Origin of the sequence: Shewanella sp. M-Br (assembly GCF_036245925.1) — a bacterium.
GTDB classification, from domain to species: Bacteria; Pseudomonadota; Gammaproteobacteria; order Enterobacterales; family Shewanellaceae; genus Shewanella; species Shewanella oncorhynchi.
Map to the genome: position 1 here is coordinate 83,597 of NZ_BJBV01000017.1, position 17,010 is coordinate 100,606.

Genomic DNA, 17,010 nt, shown 5'->3' on the forward strand with positions numbered 1-17,010 from the left:
ACTGTTGTTATTTATCAATAAGTCGTTATTCATCAGTGGCCGCACGGAAATGGCGGGCATGACGTTGTTCATCTAAGCTGGCGATAATTTTATGGTAATTATTAAAACGATCTGCGCTGATCTTACCTTGGCTCAGGGCTTCTTGCAGTGCACAGCCGGGATCGTCACCGTGTTTACAATCGCGGAATTTACACGCGCCAAGATATTCGCGAAACTCGATAAAACACCAGCCTACACGTTGTGCAGGAAGATGCCATAGGGCGAACTCGCGCACGCCTGGGGAGTCGATTAAATCGCCGCCACTAGGCAAGTGCAACAGTTTGGCTGTGGTGGTGGTGTGTTGGCCTAAACCTGAGTTGTCGGACACATCGCCGATAATAAGCTCTGCATCGGGTAGTAATGCATTGATGATTGATGATTTACCCACACCAGATTGGCCGGCAAACACGCTGACTTTATCTTTGAGTATACCTTTGATGGTATCGATACCATCGCCGAGCTTGCTGCTGACCTTATAAACCGGATAGCCAATGTCTTTGTAGCGCTGTAGCGCTTCATCGATTGCCTGCGCTTCAGCGGGATTGAGCAAGTCAATTTTATTCAAAATGATGATAGGCGGAATATCGGTATCTTCGGCAGCCACTAAATAACGGTCGATGATCTGGGTGGTAAAGCTGGGTAATACCGAGGAGACAATCAAAATTTGGTCGATATTCGAGGCGATAATTTTCACGCCATCGTATAAATCTGGGCGTGTAAGTGATGAGCGACGTGGATGAACGGCTTCAACAATACCTGCGATGCCGCTATTGGCTTGGCTCTCAATGGCTAAGCGTACGATCACTTTATCGCCAGTCACTAAACTGGTGACGGCACGGCGAATATTACAGCGCACAATTTGGCCGCTTTCAGTTTCTATGTCGGCATGTTGGCCAAAACGTGAAATCACAGTACCGGGCTGTTCTTGCCCCAATGAACTATCCTGTAACTCTGGCGTATTTTTATCGCCACTATCACGATTGAGTCGCTTCTCGTGATTAGCGCGCATACGGCGTAATTGACCTTGGCTTAGGGGTTTCTTTTTACTCACTGATTCGTCTTCGTCAATTAGGTGATTTTTTGTGTTGGAAAAAAGCAGTATGATACACACTCTTGAATAAAAAAGCCTGAATTTAGGCTAACTGACACGATAAGGCTGATTTATGACGGCAGATGTAAATAATCTCATTTGGATCGATTTGGAAATGACAGGGTTAGAGCCCGATGTCGACAGGATCATTGAAATTGCCACTTTAGTGACAGATCAAGAACTCAATATTATCGGTCAAGGTCCGGTTATCGCAATTCATCAGTCAGATGATGTGCTGGCCGCTATGGATGATTGGAATCAAAAGCACCATGGTGAGTCTGGGTTGATTGATCGCGTTCGTGCTAGCCAAGAAACCGAAGCGCAAGCCGTGGCTAAGACGATTGCCTTCTTAGAACAGTATGTTCCTAAGGGCGCCTCTCCAATGTGTGGTAACAGCATTGGGCAAGATAGACGCTTCTTAAATCGTTATATGCGCGAGTTGGAAGATTATTTCCACTACCGCAACGTGGATGTCAGTACGATTAAGGAGCTAGTGAAGCGTTGGAGTCCAGAAACGATGGATGGTTTTAAGAAGCAAAATACCCACCAAGCCCTGCAGGATATCCAAGAGTCGATCGCTGAATTACAGTATTATCGCAGCAAAGTATTTAAAATTTGACCGATCAGTAGATAAATATGCAAGAAGGGGTTGCAGCCGCATGAATTTTTCATATAATGCGGCCTCAACTTTTTGATGCGAACAGAGATGTGCGGTCATTTAGATTGAATGCGACATTAGCTCAGTTGATAAAGGTTGATAGGCGATACCTTTGTTAATGTTGAAGGCAAATGTAGCAGCGATGCAAAAAGCGACATTAGCTCAGTTGATAAAGGTTGATAGACGATACCTTTGTTGATGTTGAAGGCAAATGTAGTAGCGATACAAAAGGCGACATTAGCTCAGTTGGTAGAGCGATACCTTGCCAAGGTATAGGTCATCGGTTCGAACCCGATATGTCGCTCCAAATTAAAATTTAGTGATTTGCCAAATCATTAATACGGATTATGCGACATTAGCTCAGTTGGTAGAGCGATACCTTGCCAAGGTATAGGTCATCGGTTCGAACCCGATATGTCGCTCCAAATTAAAACTTAGTGATTTACCAATCATTAATACAGGTTATGCGACATTAGCTCAGTTGGTAGAGCGATACCTTGCCAAGGTATAGGTCATCGGTTCGAACCCGATATGTCGCTCCAAATTAAAACTTAGTGATTTACCAAATCATTAATACAGATTATGCGACATTAGCTCAGTTGGTAGAGCGATACCTTGCCAAGGTATAGGTCATCGGTTCGAACCCGATATGTCGCTCCAATTTCCTAAATATTCCACTATCATATTACTCAATTAACATTAGTTTAGTTGTGGTTTTGATATGGCGATACCTTTGTGATTGTTAAATTAGTCAAGGTATAGGTCATCGGTTCGAACCGCTCTTGATCAAAATCATGTCGCTCCAATTTCCTAAATATTCCACTATCACATTACTCAATTGACATTAGCTCAGTTGTGATTTTTGATATGGCGATACCTTTGTGATTGTTAAATTAGTCAAGGTATAGGTCATCGATTCGAACCGCTCTTGATCAAAATCATGTCGCTCCAATTTCAATAAATCCCTCCAAAATTATTTTATCCAACATCATTTCAATCGTGTTGCTCATATTGCTATCACTTACAATGCTTAGCCGTTGACTAAGGCATTGATCATTGCTCGAACCTCTCCCTATCAAAATCATTTCGCTGTACTTCCGTTAAACTCTCTAACAATGACTTTTTCGTGTCATTCCCTCAATTCGCTCATCTGTATTTGTCTTGATTCACTGCTATCTACTTCAAGCCCTCTATCTCAAATTTACCATCTGCAACTAAAGACTTACGAATACCCTTTGGGCTAAGTGTGTTGAGATCTCTTTTGGCTTTTCTCTTTTATACAAAACAGTGTGATAGGATTTAGATGCGTGATCTATAGCGTGTTTCTTCAAGTTTTCCTAAATTAGATAGCTGCGTGAAAGTTAAATTATGACCTTGTTCAAATATTCGTAACGCTTTTACTCACATAATGGAATTAGACAAAATTAATAGCGCCAAGTAGTTGGCCTGACAATGGAGTGCATTATATGCGTATTCAACAATTACGTGATCTACTCGAGTATGTGGCAAATTGCCGCTTAGATATGGCGCAACTCTATGGCCGACTCAATAATCAAGCTGACTCGGCTCGTGTGAAAATGATGTTGGAGTATTTTGAATCACACCAAAAAACCATGGCAGAAAAACTGCGTGATTATATGGATGAAGCACCACATCGTATTCTTGATACTTGGTATAAAGACTTCACTTTTGAAGACTTTACTAAGCGTTGCCAAGATACTATGTTGCCCGCAAACATGAATGAAGATGATGTGCTCAACTTACATTTAGACCTAGAGAATCGTCTGATTGGTTTGTTAGAAAAAACAGTTAACTCAACCACGGCGGAAGATGCGCGCAATGCGTTAGCCAATTTGATCCGAGTAGAGAAAACTCAGCAGCAACGTCTAGTCCATAGTACGATTCGGATGGACGATATCTAAATCGTCATTTCTTCTCGATTCTCAAAGCCAGCCCAGTGCTGGCTTTGGTTTTTATGTCGACTTTGTATCGGCAACTTTTACTCTACTTTGCTCCATTTGGGCGGGTTTCTGCGCCTGAACTGATTTACGTCATAATTTCTCGCTGCTTTTTTTGCTACTTTCTTGATCTATTGGCTGATTTTTATTGGCCTTGCTCAATTCTGCCAAGACTTCTATGGTGAGATTACTCATTGTGAAATGGAGTCATTGGTGTCTAAGGAGATCCTTCATGGCACAAGATCTATCGCAATTTCCCAAAGCTCTATACACCCAAACACAAGTTCGCGAAGCTGAACTGAGTGCAGTGTCTCAGGGAGTATCTAGTCTCTATGAATTGGTCGAGCGTGCTGGCGCGGCGGCTTTTGAGTGTTTAGCGAAACATAGCTCCAAAGTCTTACCTGTGTTAATTCTTGCTGGCAGCGGTAACAATGGTGCCGATGCTTTAGTGTGCGCCCGTCTAGCCCGTGCCAGTGGTATGGACGTTTCTGTGATGATGACGTCAGCGGCAGGCACGCCTGAGTGTCAGCAAGCATTGACCCATTATCTTGCTGAAGGTGGAAAATTACTGCCGTTAGAGGTTGAACCTATTCTCGCAGCGAAAATCATAGTCGATGGTCTGTTAGGTACGGGGGTGCGTGATGCTGTACGCGACGATATGGCTAAATATATCCGTGCCATCAATGACAATTCGGCTTGGGTATTGAGTCTTGATTTACCCTCTGGAGTCATTGCCGATACAGGCGCCGTAGCAGGTGTTGCTGTGATGGCGGATATCACCTTATGTTTTGGTGGTGTAAAGCAAGGTGTGTTAACGGGTAAGGCGCGGCATTACAGTGGCGAGCTTGAATTTGCAGATTTAGGATTAACGCCTTTCTTTACTGAAGCGAGCGCACAAAGAGTAGGAAGAGAGACTCTTAAGGACTATTTTGCCGCCCGAGCACGGGATAGCCATAAAGGCCAATCGGGCAAAGTCACTGTAATTGGTGGGGATATGGGCATGGCTGGCGCCGTGAGACTGGCAAGTGAGGCTTGCCTACGTGCAGGCGCGGGATTAGTCACTGTGATTAGTCGACCTGAGCATCAACTGACGGTGAATGTCTCCCGTCCTGAACTGATGTTTTGGGGTTGTGATTTAGTCGATATGGAAGTGTATCTGCGCCTTGGTTGGGCGCAGGTTATCGTGCTTGGCCCTGGTTTAGGTAAGCATGACTGGGGGTATAATTTGTTTAAAGCCGTGGGCTTGAGCGATAAGCCTTGTGTTTTAGATGCCGATGCATTGAATTTGCTCAGTAATGAACCAAGGCGCCAAACGAATTGGGTACTAACACCACATCCGGGTGAGGCGGCGCGTTTACTTGGTTGTACCGTGGTCGATATTGAACAGGACAGATTTGCCGCTGTTCGCGCGATACAGCAAAAGTACGGCGGTGTTGTACTGCTAAAAGGCGCAGGAACGGTCATTTTTGATGGTCAGCAAATGGTAGTGGCACCAGTCGGCAACCCTGGGCTTGCCAGTGGTGGGTGTGGCGATGTGTTATCTGGTATTATAGGCGCGCTCATGGCTCAGGGAATGGATAATATGCAGGCAACTGTGCTTGGCGTAGTCGTACATGGTTGCGCCGCTGATCTTGCGGCAATACAGGGAGAACGGGGTATGTTAGCGAGCGATTTAATGCCTTTTATTCGCCAATTAGTGAATAGTGATTTACTCTAGGCGGAATGTGAGACTCAAGCGGGGCTGGACTTTGTTATGTGCCCTGTGCCTTTTTAGGATTGAGTCGCTTCTCCATCAATAACAGCAGTGATATAAGCGGATATGACAGAGTTAACTTTTTTCTTAGACAACGAAGACGACACTATTGCGGTTGGGCAAAAATTAGCCCGCCATGTCCAAGCGCCTTTGACTCTGTATCTTACGGGTGATTTAGGAGCCGGTAAAACGACGCTGAGTCGTGGCTTAATTCAGGGATTGGGCCATAAAGGTGCCGTTAAAAGCCCGACTTACACTTTAGTTGAACCATATGAGCTAGAAGATGTCGAAGTTTATCATTTTGATTTGTATCGTTTAAACGATCCAGAAGAACTCGAGTTTATGGGGATCCGTGATTACTTTACGGATAAGAGTCTGTGCATTGTTGAATGGCCAGATAAGGGAGAGGGTTTACTGCCCGCTGCCGATGTCCATATGCATTTAAGTTATCAAAATAGTGGGCGAGAAATACGTATAGAGGCCTTGTCTGAGCCAGGTGAAAAGTTATTAAAAGCGATAAAATAAAAACTAAAATGATAAAAAATAACCCGTATTTTCAAATTATTATTCTTTCTTTATGTTCTTTTTTCTCTGTGGCGGCCCATGCTGCTAATCAGTTAGAAAGCGTACGTATTTGGGCCGCGCCTGAGTCAACTCGAATCGTGTTTGACTTGAGTGGAGTGCCTGATTACACCTATTTCTCTTTAGATGGCCCTAATCGTTTAGTGGTGGATTTAAAAAAGACCACTGCTAAAGTTGTGCTTAAAAATCTTGAAAACAACAGTAAGTTAGTTAAGGGCGTGCGGATCAGTAAGTCACCGACTAAAGGTGATTTGCGCTTAGTGATCGATCTCGTAAAACCATTGAATGCAAGCTTGTTTTCTTTGCCTGTTACTGCGCCCTATGGCAATCGTCTAGTGGTTGATTTAGAAGATAAAACGTTAACTACGGCAACGGCTATCGTGTCATCTACACCCGTTAAAACTGTCACCCAAGCGGCGCAATCATCCCGCGATATTGTCATTGCTATTGATGCGGGTCATGGTGGCGACGATCCTGGCTCCATTGGTCCTTCTGGTGTTTATGAAAAAAAGGTCGCCCTAGAAATCGCCAGACGTGTTTCCAGCAAAATCAATGACACGCCAGGCATGCGTGCTGTGATGATCCGTACTGGTGATTATTTTGTGAATTTAAATAAACGCTCTGAACTGGCGCGCAACAGTAAGGCAGATCTGCTGATTTCTATCCATGCGGATGCCTTTACCTCGCCCAATCCACGTGGCGCCTCCGTATGGGTGCTATCAATGCGTCGTGCTAATAGTGAAATTGGTCGTTGGTTAGAGCAAAAAGAGAAACACTCTGAGTTGCTGGGCGGCGCGGGTGAGATTATTCAAAACACGGATAATGAACAGTATTTGGCTATGACGCTGCTCGATATGTCAATGAACAGTTCGATGGCAATTGGCCATTCTGTTGCGGGGGATATTTTAAAAGATTTAGGTGGCGTGACTCAATTGCATAAAAGTCGCCCTGAGTCCGCGAGTTTAGCCGTGCTGAAGTCACCGGATATTCCTTCAATATTGGTTGAAACGGGCTTTATTTCAAACCCTAAAGAAGAGCGTTTACTGTCGAGTAGTCGCCATCAAGAGAGCATTGCCAATGCTATTTATAAGGGGGTGAGCCGTTACTATCACAACAATCCGCCAGCGGATACTTTGCTTGCCCAAAGAAGGGGAGGAAGCTCTAGCAGTGCTAAGCCGGCCAAAACCACAGCAAAAGCATCAGCAGAAAGAACGCCAACTGAAAGAACACCTACAGCCTATGTTGGCGATGCGGTATCGACAAAGGTTAAACATAAGGTCCGTCGCGGAGAATCTTTATCTGCAATCGCGCAACGTTACAGTGTGCCAATGTCCAGCATCAAACAAGCGAATGGAATGAAGTCCGATGTGGTGCAGTTAGGGCAAACGCTAGTCATACCCCAGAGTTAAATAGGAAAGCATGATGGGCATTCAGATCCTGCCTCCGCAATTAGCCAACCAAATTGCGGCGGGGGAAGTGGTTGAGAGACCCGCTTCCGTAGTCAAAGAATTGGTCGAGAATAGCCTCGACGCAGGAGCGAGCCGAGTCGATATTGAAATCGACAAAGGCGGTAGCAAGCTGATTAAAATTCGCGATAACGGATCTGGCATACCTAAAGATGAACTCGCGCTAGCCTTATCGCGCCATGCGACCTCAAAGTTACACACTTTAGACGATCTTGAAGCGATCCTTAGTTTTGGTTTCCGTGGTGAAGCGCTAGCCAGTATCAGCTCAGTCTCACGTTTAACTTTAACGTCACGCACGGCTGAGCAAACCGAAGCGTGGCAAGCCCATGCTGAAGGTGCCGACATGGCAGTTAAAGTGATGCCTGCCGCGCATCCAGTAGGTTCGACGATTGAAGTGGTGGATTTATTCTTTAATACACCGGCTCGCAGACGCTTTTTAAAGAGTGACAAAACCGAATTTACCCATATCGATGAATGGTTAAAGCGCATTGCATTAGTGCGTGGGGATATCCATTTCACGCTGACGCATAACGGCAAGACAGTACGTAATTATCGTCCTGCCATGAATGAAGCCCAGTATTTACAGCGTTTGACGCAAGTGTGTGGCCGTCCATTTGCCGAGCAAGCGCTTAAGATTGAATGCCAACACGATGATTTGCGTCTCAGTGGTTATTTGCAGTCACCTTGGTCACCGGTTATCAGCGATACCCATTACTTTTATGTCAATGGACGCCTTATCCGTGATCGCTTGGTCAATCATGCAGTGCGTCAAGCCTTTGCTCAAAAAGCAGAAATTGAACAACCCGGCTACGTGCTGATGTTGGATATCGATCCCCATCAAGTGGATGTTAACGTGCATCCTGCTAAGCATGAGGTGCGATTCCATCAGAGTCGCTATGTGCATGATTATATTCTGCAAGCATTGCAATCGGCGCTGGAAGAAGCAGGAGAGCTCAACTTCGTTCACTCTAGTTCTTTGGGTGAGGTTGAAGATGTGTTTGTGGATGCCCCAACAAGCGCAGCTGAAATATCTGCTCCTTTTGCACTTGGCGCTGACTCAGCTCTAGTTAATGCGCAAACTGATACACTTGAGTCTGCTCAAGATTCAGTAGCCCCTGCAGTTCAAGTAAAGTCTCTAGTCGCAGGACGAGAAGGCGCCAGTTTTGGCACTCAAACCAATGCTTTTGGCAGCATGACAACGCCAAGGGACAGCAGCCGTGGCAGTTATTCTGCAGGTGAATCTCGACAACGTACTGAATTACCGTCAAAGGCGGCAATAGCAAGTTATGGTGCTTTACTGCAAACCCCTTCTTACAGTGTAAAAGATCAAGATTATCAGTCTGTGTTACCTATGCCATCGATATTAGATGGGCAATATTGGGTGATGACGTCGGAAGATAAACTCAGTCTATTATCAATAAAATCAGTAGCATTGGCGACGCGATGCCAAGAGATTGAAGCTAAACTAGCGACGGGGTTAATTGGTCAGCCTTTATTGATGCCAGTGTCTGTCGCGGCTGATGCGGATTGGCAGGCTGTGCTCACTGAACACGACACGCTGATCCGCCAATTAGGTTTAGAACTAACAATTCGTTACCAGCAGTTGATTATTAAAAAAGTGCCCCCATATATCAGAGAGAGCCAGTTAGCCAAAGTGATCCCTGAGTGGCTACAATCGCTACGTTTTGAAACACCTGCGCCGAGCGCATTGGCATTTTGGTTGGCAAAACACAGTTTAACGGGATTCGTTTCGGCACCAGAAGTCTGGGCAGCATTTTCGCAGTTAGCTGAAGAGAAAAAACAGCTTATTGCCAACAAAGCGATATTCTTACCTTGGCAATCGTGGCTAGAAGAGCAAGCAAGTGAATAAAGAATTACAGCCTAAAGTGTTATTTTTGATGGGGCCAACGGCCTCAGGTAAGACAGCTTTAGCATTAGAATTGGCCGAAAAGCATAACTGTGAAATCATTTCGGTCGATTCGGCATTAATTTATCGTGGTATGGACATTGGCAGTGCCAAGCCTTCAGCAGACGAACTGGCTCGTGGGCCGCACAGATTAATTGATATTCGTGATCCCAGTGAAAGCTATTCGGCAGCCGACTTTAGAGCCGATGCAATAGCCCAGATAGAAGAGATTGTCAGCATGGGGAAAACGCCAGTATTAGTTGGCGGAACCATGATGTATTTCAAAGCGTTACTCGAAGGTTTGTCACCTTTGCCGAGTGCGGACGACGCCATTAGGGCCGAGATCCAAGCGGAGGCGGATGAAAAGGGATGGGAAGCACTGCATGACCAATTAAGGGAGATAGATCCCGTGTCGGCAGAAAGAATTCATCCTAATGATCCACAAAGACTTTCAAGAGCGCTGGAAGTCTATAGAATAAGCGGCAAGAGCATGACTGAGTTGACTCAGACCAAGTCAGCTCCCTTGCCTTATGACGTAGTGCAGTTTGCTATTGCACCGCGCGAGCGCAAAGTGTTACATGACTTAATAGCGCAACGTTTTGCGATTATGCTCAAACAGGGCTTTATTGAGGAAGTCACAGAGCTAAAAGCCCGCGGAGACTTGCATTTAGACTTGCCTTCAATGCGTTGTGTCGGTTATCGACAGTGCTGGCAATACCTAGATGGTGAGTTTGACTATGATACTATGGTCGAAAAAGCGGTTGCTGCTACTAGGCAATTGGCTAAGCGTCAATTAACATGGTTGCGGAGTTGGCCAGAGTTGAATTGGCTTGAAAGTGGTGCTGAGGGGAATTTAGTTATACTTATGCGTCAATGCCGCTAGCTTATTAGCCCTTGCTGTATAATACTAAAACTAAACAAAAAACTATCACTGATATCGATTTATTTTATATAAATTAAAAAGGAAATAATAAAATGGCTAAGGGGCAATCTTTACAAGACCCATTTTTGAACGCATTGCGTCGCGAGCGCGTTCCTGTATCAATTTACTTGGTTAACGGCATTAAACTCCAAGGACAGGTAGAGTCGTTTGATCAATTTGTCATTCTGTTGAAAAATACAGTGAGCCAAATGGTTTATAAACACGCTATTTCTACTGTCGTGCCAGCACGCCCATTCAACGTTACTGGTCACCAAAATGCCCAAGGCGGATATGGTGCTCAAGATGATGCGCCTAGTGGCGAATAAGTATTATCTGAGGAGTTTGCTTCTTGTTTGATCGTTATGAGGCGGGAGAAACTGCGGTTCTTGTCCATATCGACTTTTCCGATGAGGAACGCCGAGAAGATTTAGTCGAGCTGCAGCTATTAGTAGAATCAGCTGGGGCAAGATCAGTCGGGGTGATTACTGGAAGTCGACGTTCACCGGATCGCAAATTTTTTGTGGGTTCTGGTAAAGCCGAAGAGTTAGCTGCATTAGTGGCGGCGACTGAAGCCAATGTGGTGATTTTTAATCATGCATTGAGTCCAGCCCAAGAGCGTAATCTTGAGCAAGTGTGTCAGTGTCGAGTGCTCGACCGTACGACACTTATTCTCGATATTTTTGCCCAAAGAGCGCGAACTCACGAAGGTAAGTTACAGGTGGAGCTAGCGCAATTGCGCCATATGTCGACTCGCCTGATCCGTGGTTGGACGCATCTTGAAAGGCAAAAGGGCGGTATTGGTTTACGTGGTCCAGGGGAAACCCAGCTCGAAACCGATAGACGTTTGCTCAGAGGACGGATTAAAAATATCAACAAACGCTTAGAGCGAGTTGATAAGCAACGTGAACAGAGTCGACGTGCACGTAAGCGTAGTGATTTGTCGACAGTTTCATTAGTCGGCTACACAAACGCGGGTAAATCAACGCTGTTTAATGCCCTAACATCATCTGATGTTTATGCTGCAGATCAGCTATTTGCCACACTCGATCCTACGCTAAGAAAGTTAGATTTACCTGATGGTGCCGTGATATTAGCGGATACTGTCGGGTTTATTCGTCATTTGCCCCATGATCTCGTTGCTGCATTTAAGGCAACCTTACAAGAGACAAGGCAAGCTGAGTTATTACTACACATAGTTGATTGTGCAGATGAAAACATGGCGGATAATTTTGATCAGGTTCAATCTGTACTGAAAGACATCCAAGCCGATGAAGTCATGCAACTCGTGGTCTGTAACAAAATCGATTTACTCGAAGATGTGACGCCAAGAATTGAATATAACGACATAGGCAAACCCGTTCGAGTTTGGGTGTCAGCACAGAAGCGTTTAGGATTTGATTTGCTCTTGAAAGCCATCACTGAGCTTATTGGTGAGGTGATTAAAGAGCTAACACTTAGAATTCCGGCAACTGCTGGACATTATCTTGGCCAGTTTTATCGACTGGATGCGATACAGCAGAAAGAGTACGACGATCTGGGGAACTGTATTTTGTCTGTTCGTTTATCGGACGCCGATTGGCGCCGATTAACAAAACAGAGTCAGGGTGAGTTAGAAACCTTCATCTTCGAAGATTCGATAGATGAGGCTGTTTGTTAATAATCTAATTTATTTCATCCACTTATGGAGTGCTAAATGGCTTGGAACGAGCCCGGTAACAAGGGTAATGATCCTTGGGGAAATAAAGGTGGTAACGACAAAGGACCACCGGACCTTGACGAGGTTTTTCGTAATCTTTCAAAGCGCTTTGGCGGCAAAGGAAATGGCTCTGGCCAGTCTTTTAGTTCGTTTAGCCTAATCATCATTCTTGCTGTTGCTGTAGTTGTTTGGGGACTTTCGGGTTTTTATACAATTAAAGAAGCTGAGCGTGGTGTGGCACTGCGATTTGGTAAACACGCTGGCGAAATTGGTCCTGGACTTCATTGGAAAGCCACATTTATCGACCAAATTTATCCCGTCGACATTCAATCGGTTCGCTCTATTCCTGCGTCTGGTAGCATGCTGACATCCGATGAAAACGTCGTGAAAGTTGAGCTTGATGTTCAGTATCGTATTTTAGATGCTTACTCATATCTATTTAGTGCCGTCGATGCGAACGCCAGTTTGCGTGAAGCGACTGACAGTGCACTGCGTTATGTCATTGGACATAACAAGATGGATGATATTCTGACTACGGGCCGTGATGCTATTCGTCGCGATACGTGGAAAGAGTTAGAGCGCATTCTTGAACCGTACAAATTGGGTCTTGCTGTTGTTGACGTTAACTTCTTACCGGCACGTCCGCCAGAAGAAGTGAAAGACGCCTTCGATGATGCGATTTCTGCCCAAGAAGATGAACAACGTTTTATTCGTGAAGCTGAAGCTTATGCCCGTGAAATTGAACCAAAAGCTCGTGGTGAAGTTGAACGTATGGCGCAACAAGCGAATGCTTACAAAGAGCGTGAAGTCTTAGAAGCTCGCGGTAAAGTGGCTCGTTTTGAGTTGTTATTACCAGAGTATCAAGCTGCGCCTGAAGTGACTCGTAAGCGTTTGTATCTTGATACAATGCAGCAAGTGATGACAGATACGAATAAAGTGCTGATTGATGCTAAGAACAACGGCAACTTAATGTACCTACCGCTAGATAAGTTAATTCAGCAGAAGCCTGCGACAAATGAGCTGGAAGCTAAGCCACAGCAAAATGTTAATTCTTCATCTGTATCAACGACTCGCGCGAATGAGCCTTTGAGTGGACGTCCATCCCGCGATGATCGTACTCGCCAAGGGAGGGAGTAATCCATGGGTAGATTAAGCGTTATTCTTATCGCCGTGCTCTTAGGTATTGGTTTGTCATCTTTAATGGTGGTGAATGAAGGCGAGCGCGCTATTGTGGCGCGTTTCGGTGAAATTTTAAAAGACGACGTTGACGGTAAGCAAGTCACCCGCGTCTACGGCCCAGGCCTGCACATGAAAGTGCCTGTGATCGATAAAGTAAAATTACTCGATGCTCGTATTCAAACACTTGATGGTGCAGCTGATCGTTTTGTGACTTCAGAGAAGAAAGACCTTATGGTCGATTCCTATGTGAAGTGGCGCATTATGGATTTCGAAAAATATTACCTGTCTACAAACGGTGGTATTAAGTCGAATGCAGAATCGCTATTACAACGTAAGATCAACAACGATTTACGCACAGAGTTTGGTCGTCGCACTATCAGAGAGATTGTTTCTGGTAAGCGTGATGAACTGCAAAATGATGCGTTATCCAATGCCTCAGAAAGTGCAAAAGACTTAGGTATTGAAGTTGTTGATGTGCGTGTAAAGCAAATCAATCTACCGGCTAACGTCAGTAACAGTATTTACCAGCGTATGCGTGCAGAGCGTCAAGCTGTGGCAAAAGAGCATAGAGCGCAAGGTAAAGAACAGTCTGAAATTATTCGTGCAACAATAGATGCTAATGTGACGGTGAAGATTGCCGAAGCTGAACGTAAAGCCTTAACCATTCGAGGTGAAGGGGATGCGTTAGCAGCGAAGATATATTCTGATGCTTACAACAAAGATGCTGAGTTCTTCGGTTTTGTTCGTAGCTTAGAGGCTTATCGAGCAAGCTTCTCAGGCAAGTCCGATATTATGGTGTTAGAGCCTGATAGCGAGTTCTTCAAGTATATGAAGAGCACTGCACCTAAGAAGTAATGCATTAAAAGTATTGATTTAATAGGTCCTGTTACTCAGGGCCTATTTTTTTATCTGGCGATTGTTAACTTAGTTTGAAAAGTCTGGGCTAATTTATATTAGCGATGCATGCTTTATGCCGATGTCACAGACAAGAAGCTTAAAATATGATCCAAATGAATTAAAATGGGTTAATAGTTGGGTCTTTTTTAGGCTTTTTTTAAAAAACACGCAATCTCCCTAACTTACTTGAGTGTTTTCACTATGATCTGCTTCTAATTTTTAGCTATAATGAGCCCCGCTTCAAACTTCGATTTTTGACCCTAGTGATGACTAAGGGCTGAAAGTCTTTGAAATATAAAAATTCCAACACCCTCTGGGAGATAAGTGGATGAGCAATGCGCCAGTCGATACCGGACGTCGCAGATTCCTGACAGCCGCAACCGCCGTAGTAGGTGGTGCTGGTGCCGTCGCTGTAGCGGTTCCTTTCATCAAGTCATGGAATCCGAGTGCCAAAGCGAAAGCTGCAGGTGCACCGGTCGAAGTAAATATCAGTAAAGTAGAGCCAGGTCAGCTGATCCGTGTTGAGTGGCGTGGAAAACCTGTATGGGTTGTCCGTCGCACAGATGCTGTGATCAATGAACTGCCAACACATGATGATAAGTTAAGAGATCCTGCTTCTGCTGAGATGCAGCAGCCTGATTATGCAACAAATCCTTTGCGCTCAATCAAGCCAGAGTATTTTATTGCTGTCGGTATTTGTACCCACCTCGGATGTTCACCTACTTATTTGCCAGATTCATTTGGTGAGCAAGTTGAAGGTGTCACTTCTGGTTTCTTCTGTCCATGTCATGGCTCTAAGTTCGATATGGCTGGTCGCGTTTTCCAAGGCGTACCTGCTCCATTGAACCTAGTTATCCCTCCACATCAATACGTTGATGATGGCACCGTGATTATCGGTGTAGATAAAGGAGTGGCGTAATGGTTAAGAATTTAATTAATTGGATTGATGCGCGTATCCCAATGACGGCGACTTATAACCGTCACGTGGGCCAGTACGCTACGCCAACTAACTTTAACTTTTGGTATTTTTTCGGTTCGCTAGCGATGTTGGTATTGGTTAACCAATTACTGACAGGTATCTGGTTGACGATGAACTATGTACCAACAGCAGAAGGCGCATTTGCCTCTGTTGAATACATAATGCGTGATGTTGAATACGGTTGGTTACTGCGTTATATGCACTCAACGGGTGCATCAGCCTTCTTCGTTGTGATCTATCTGCACATGTTCCGTGGTTTAATTTACGGTTCATATCAGAAGCCTAGAGAACTACTGTGGCTGTTCGGTATGTTAATTTTCCTCGTGCTGATGGCCGAAGCCTTTATGGGTTATTTGCTGCCATGGGGTCAAATGTCATATTGGGGCGCGCAGGTAATTATCTCTCTGTTCGGTGCGATTCCAGTTATTGGTGACGACTTAACCCTGTGGATCCGTGGTGACTACGTGATCTCTGGCGCAACGCTGAACCGTTTCTTTGCGCTGCACGTTATTGCTCTGCCGCTAGTATTAGTCGTACTCGTGTTTTTACACTTAATTGCGCTGCATGAAGTGGGTTCTAACAACCCTGACGGTATCGAAATCAAGAAGAACAAAGACGAAAATGGCTGGCCAGTTGACGGTATTCCATTCCACCCATATTACACTGTAAAAGACATCATGGGCGTCGCGGGCTTCCTGATAGTGTTCTGCTATGTGTTGTTCTTTATTCCTGAAGGCGGTGGTTACTTCCTTGAAAAGCCAAACTTTGAAGCGGCTAACTCGATGAAGACACCTGAACACATTGCACCCGTTTGGTACTTCACTCCTTTTTACGCCATTTTACGTGCAGTGCCTGATAAATTGGGTGGCGTGATAATGATGGGTCTGTCGATTGCAGTACTGTTCGTATTGCCTTGGTTAGATCGCTGTAAAGTGAAGTCAGTTCGCTACCGTAGTACGCTGCATAAGCTGAACATTGCTCAATTTGCAATTTCATTCATAGTGTTAGGTTACTTGGGTGTAGTTCCAGCTACGCCGACACTGACGATAGTTGCACAGGTATTTACTTTTACTTACTTTGGTTTCTTTGTTGCGCTGTGGGTATACAGCAAGAATGAAAAAACTAAACCTGTTCCAGCGAGGTTGACACACTAATGAAAAAATTATTGATTGCATTAGTTACCTTGTTGCCGACGTTGGCTATGGCCGCGAGCGGACATAAAATTCATTTAGAAGATGCCAATGTTGATCTGCATGATAAAGCTTCTTTAGAGCGTGGTGTGGACCTGTTCCAACATTACTGTTCTGGTTGCCACAGCACTCAGTATCAACGTTATGAACGTGTAGCGACCGATATCGGTATCTCTGCGGATGATATGCGTAATAAGTATATGTTCACCGATGCTAAAATTGGTGAGTTGATGCAAAACGCTATTCCACCTAAAGATGCTGCTAAATGGTTTGGTGCTACACCGCCAGACTTAACTTTAGTTGCTCGCGTGCGTGGTGAAGATTGGGTTTATTCCTATCTGAAAGGCTTCTATAAAGATCCAAGTCGCCCATTTGGTGTGAATAACACAGTATTCCCATCTGTTGGTATGCCACATGTACTCGAAGAGTTACAAGGCACACCAGTTAAACAAGAAGATGGCACTATTGTGGTGACTGGCGGTAAATTGAATGCGGAAGAATACGACCAAGCAGTACGTGATATCACTGGCTTCTTAGTTTATTCGGCTGAACCTGTTAAGCTAGAGCGTCAAGCTATGGGCTGGTGGGTACTCGGATTCCTATTTATATTCTTTATTGTGGCCTACCTCTTGAAGAAAGAGTATTGGAAAGATGTACACTAGGCACCAATAACGGGTAAAATGTAATATCCGCAT

15 protein-coding genes and 4 tRNA genes are annotated in these 17,010 nt (G+C 44.8%); 18 read left to right on the top strand and 1 reads right to left on the bottom strand.

The annotated features are described in order from the left end of the window. Window positions 1-25 precede the first annotated feature (25 nt). Complete coding sequence (rsgA, locus tag AAA952_RS15100) at window positions 26-1,090, bottom strand: small ribosomal subunit biogenesis GTPase RsgA (protein ID WP_263184511.1); 1,065 nt, start codon at window positions 1,088-1,090, stop codon at window positions 26-28. Between the two features lie 112 nt (window positions 1,091-1,202). Here rsgA and orn point away from each other — a divergent pair, with 112 nt between their 5' ends. The 18 genes from orn to AAA952_RS15190 all read left to right on the top strand — a co-directional run bounded on the left by orn (window position 1,203) and on the right by AAA952_RS15190 (window position 16,977). Beyond that, window positions 1,203-1,748 (top strand): oligoribonuclease, encoded by a 546-nt coding sequence (orn, locus tag AAA952_RS15105; protein WP_131523968.1) that lies wholly within the window; start codon window positions 1,203-1,205, stop codon window positions 1,746-1,748. 270 nt (window positions 1,749-2,018) lie between these two features. Beyond that, a tRNA-Gly gene (locus AAA952_RS15110) sits at window positions 2,019-2,094 on the top strand. A 42-nt stretch (window positions 2,095-2,136) separates the two neighbouring features. Further along, window positions 2,137-2,212 (top strand) — tRNA-Gly (locus AAA952_RS15115). 41 nt (window positions 2,213-2,253) lie between these two features. Further along, a tRNA-Gly gene (locus AAA952_RS15120) sits at window positions 2,254-2,329 on the top strand. A 42-nt stretch (window positions 2,330-2,371) separates the two neighbouring features. After that, window positions 2,372-2,447: transfer RNA gene (locus AAA952_RS15125), tRNA-Gly, on the top strand. An 806-nt stretch (window positions 2,448-3,253) separates the two neighbouring features. Beyond that, window positions 3,254-3,709: a hypothetical protein gene (locus AAA952_RS15130; RefSeq protein ID WP_028761762.1), complete on the top strand. Its 456-nt coding sequence runs from the start codon at window positions 3,254-3,256 to the stop codon at window positions 3,707-3,709. Between the two features lie 268 nt (window positions 3,710-3,977). Beyond that, the gene (locus tag AAA952_RS15135; protein WP_338258218.1) at window positions 3,978-5,462 is read left to right on the top strand and encodes an NAD(P)H-hydrate dehydratase; all 1,485 of its coding nucleotides are present in this window, start codon (window positions 3,978-3,980) and stop codon (window positions 5,460-5,462) included. Between the two features lie 102 nt (window positions 5,463-5,564). Next, window positions 5,565-6,023, top strand: coding sequence for a tRNA (adenosine(37)-N6)-threonylcarbamoyltransferase complex ATPase subunit type 1 TsaE (gene tsaE / locus AAA952_RS15140; RefSeq protein ID WP_198571956.1), 459 nt, complete (start codon window positions 5,565-5,567; stop codon window positions 6,021-6,023). Window positions 6,024-6,031: 8 nt separating this feature from the next. Beyond that, window positions 6,032-7,489, top strand: a complete 1,458-nt coding sequence (locus AAA952_RS15145; RefSeq protein WP_113939148.1) for an N-acetylmuramoyl-L-alanine amidase — start codon at window positions 6,032-6,034, stop codon at window positions 7,487-7,489. Window positions 7,490-7,502: 13 nt separating this feature from the next. Beyond that, window positions 7,503-9,416: a DNA mismatch repair endonuclease MutL gene (gene mutL, locus AAA952_RS15150; RefSeq protein ID WP_445190385.1), complete on the top strand. Its 1,914-nt coding sequence runs from the start codon at window positions 7,503-7,505 to the stop codon at window positions 9,414-9,416. Next, the gene (gene miaA / locus AAA952_RS15155; RefSeq protein ID WP_263167845.1) at window positions 9,409-10,335 is read left to right on the top strand and encodes a tRNA (adenosine(37)-N6)-dimethylallyltransferase MiaA; all 927 of its coding nucleotides are present in this window, start codon (window positions 9,409-9,411) and stop codon (window positions 10,333-10,335) included. The genes mutL and miaA overlap by 8 nt, the downstream gene beginning before the upstream one ends. A gap of 92 nt (window positions 10,336-10,427) precedes the next feature. Further along, window positions 10,428-10,700, top strand: coding sequence for an RNA chaperone Hfq (hfq, locus tag AAA952_RS15160; protein WP_006084207.1), 273 nt, complete (start codon window positions 10,428-10,430; stop codon window positions 10,698-10,700). Window positions 10,701-10,723: 23 nt separating this feature from the next. After that, complete coding sequence (gene hflX, locus AAA952_RS15165; protein WP_028761769.1) at window positions 10,724-12,031, top strand: ribosome rescue GTPase HflX; 1,308 nt, start codon at window positions 10,724-10,726, stop codon at window positions 12,029-12,031. Between the two features lie 36 nt (window positions 12,032-12,067). Next, window positions 12,068-13,207 (top strand): FtsH protease activity modulator HflK, encoded by a 1,140-nt coding sequence (hflK, locus tag AAA952_RS15170; RefSeq protein ID WP_028761770.1) that lies wholly within the window; start codon window positions 12,068-12,070, stop codon window positions 13,205-13,207. Between the two features lie 3 nt (window positions 13,208-13,210). After that, window positions 13,211-14,104 (top strand): protease modulator HflC, encoded by an 894-nt coding sequence (hflC, locus tag AAA952_RS15175; RefSeq protein ID WP_113939145.1) that lies wholly within the window; start codon window positions 13,211-13,213, stop codon window positions 14,102-14,104. 370 nt (window positions 14,105-14,474) lie between these two features. Further along, window positions 14,475-15,065 carry a ubiquinol-cytochrome c reductase iron-sulfur subunit gene (gene petA, locus AAA952_RS15180; RefSeq protein ID WP_006080059.1) on the top strand — a complete coding sequence of 197 codons (591 nt, stop codon included), beginning with the start codon at window positions 14,475-14,477 and terminating at the stop codon, window positions 15,063-15,065. Continuing rightward, window positions 15,065-16,279: a cytochrome b gene (locus AAA952_RS15185; protein WP_105250274.1), complete on the top strand. Its 1,215-nt coding sequence runs from the start codon at window positions 15,065-15,067 to the stop codon at window positions 16,277-16,279. The genes petA and AAA952_RS15185 overlap by 1 nt, the downstream gene beginning before the upstream one ends. Then, window positions 16,279-16,977 (top strand): cytochrome c1, encoded by a 699-nt coding sequence (locus AAA952_RS15190; protein WP_105250273.1) that lies wholly within the window; start codon window positions 16,279-16,281, stop codon window positions 16,975-16,977. Before AAA952_RS15185 ends, AAA952_RS15190 begins: the two co-directional genes overlap by 1 nt. Window positions 16,978-17,010 lie beyond the last annotated feature (33 nt).

What these genes read in the sequence shown, in the direction of transcription:
- orn (WP_131523968.1), top strand. Translation starts at nt 1,203, where the DNA reads ATGACGGCAGATGTAAATAATCTCATTTGGATCGATTTGGAAATGACA.
- AAA952_RS15130 (WP_028761762.1), top strand. Translation starts at nt 3,254, where the DNA reads ATGCGTATTCAACAATTACGTGATCTACTCGAGTATGTGGCAAATTGC.
- AAA952_RS15135 (WP_338258218.1), top strand. Translation starts at nt 3,978, where the DNA reads ATGGCACAAGATCTATCGCAATTTCCCAAAGCTCTATACACCCAAACA.
- tsaE (WP_198571956.1), top strand. Translation starts at nt 5,565, where the DNA reads ATGACAGAGTTAACTTTTTTCTTAGACAACGAAGACGACACTATTGCG.
- AAA952_RS15145 (WP_113939148.1), top strand. Translation starts at nt 6,032, where the DNA reads ATGATAAAAAATAACCCGTATTTTCAAATTATTATTCTTTCTTTATGT.
- mutL (WP_445190385.1), top strand. Translation starts at nt 7,503, where the DNA reads ATGGGCATTCAGATCCTGCCTCCGCAATTAGCCAACCAAATTGCGGCG.
- hfq (WP_006084207.1), top strand. Translation starts at nt 10,428, where the DNA reads ATGGCTAAGGGGCAATCTTTACAAGACCCATTTTTGAACGCATTGCGT.
- hflK (WP_028761770.1), top strand. Translation starts at nt 12,068, where the DNA reads ATGGCTTGGAACGAGCCCGGTAACAAGGGTAATGATCCTTGGGGAAAT.
- hflC (WP_113939145.1), top strand. Translation starts at nt 13,211, where the DNA reads ATGGGTAGATTAAGCGTTATTCTTATCGCCGTGCTCTTAGGTATTGGT.
- petA (WP_006080059.1), top strand. Translation starts at nt 14,475, where the DNA reads ATGAGCAATGCGCCAGTCGATACCGGACGTCGCAGATTCCTGACAGCC.
- AAA952_RS15185 (WP_105250274.1), top strand. Translation starts at nt 15,065, where the DNA reads ATGGTTAAGAATTTAATTAATTGGATTGATGCGCGTATCCCAATGACG.
- AAA952_RS15190 (WP_105250273.1), top strand. Translation starts at nt 16,279, where the DNA reads ATGAAAAAATTATTGATTGCATTAGTTACCTTGTTGCCGACGTTGGCT.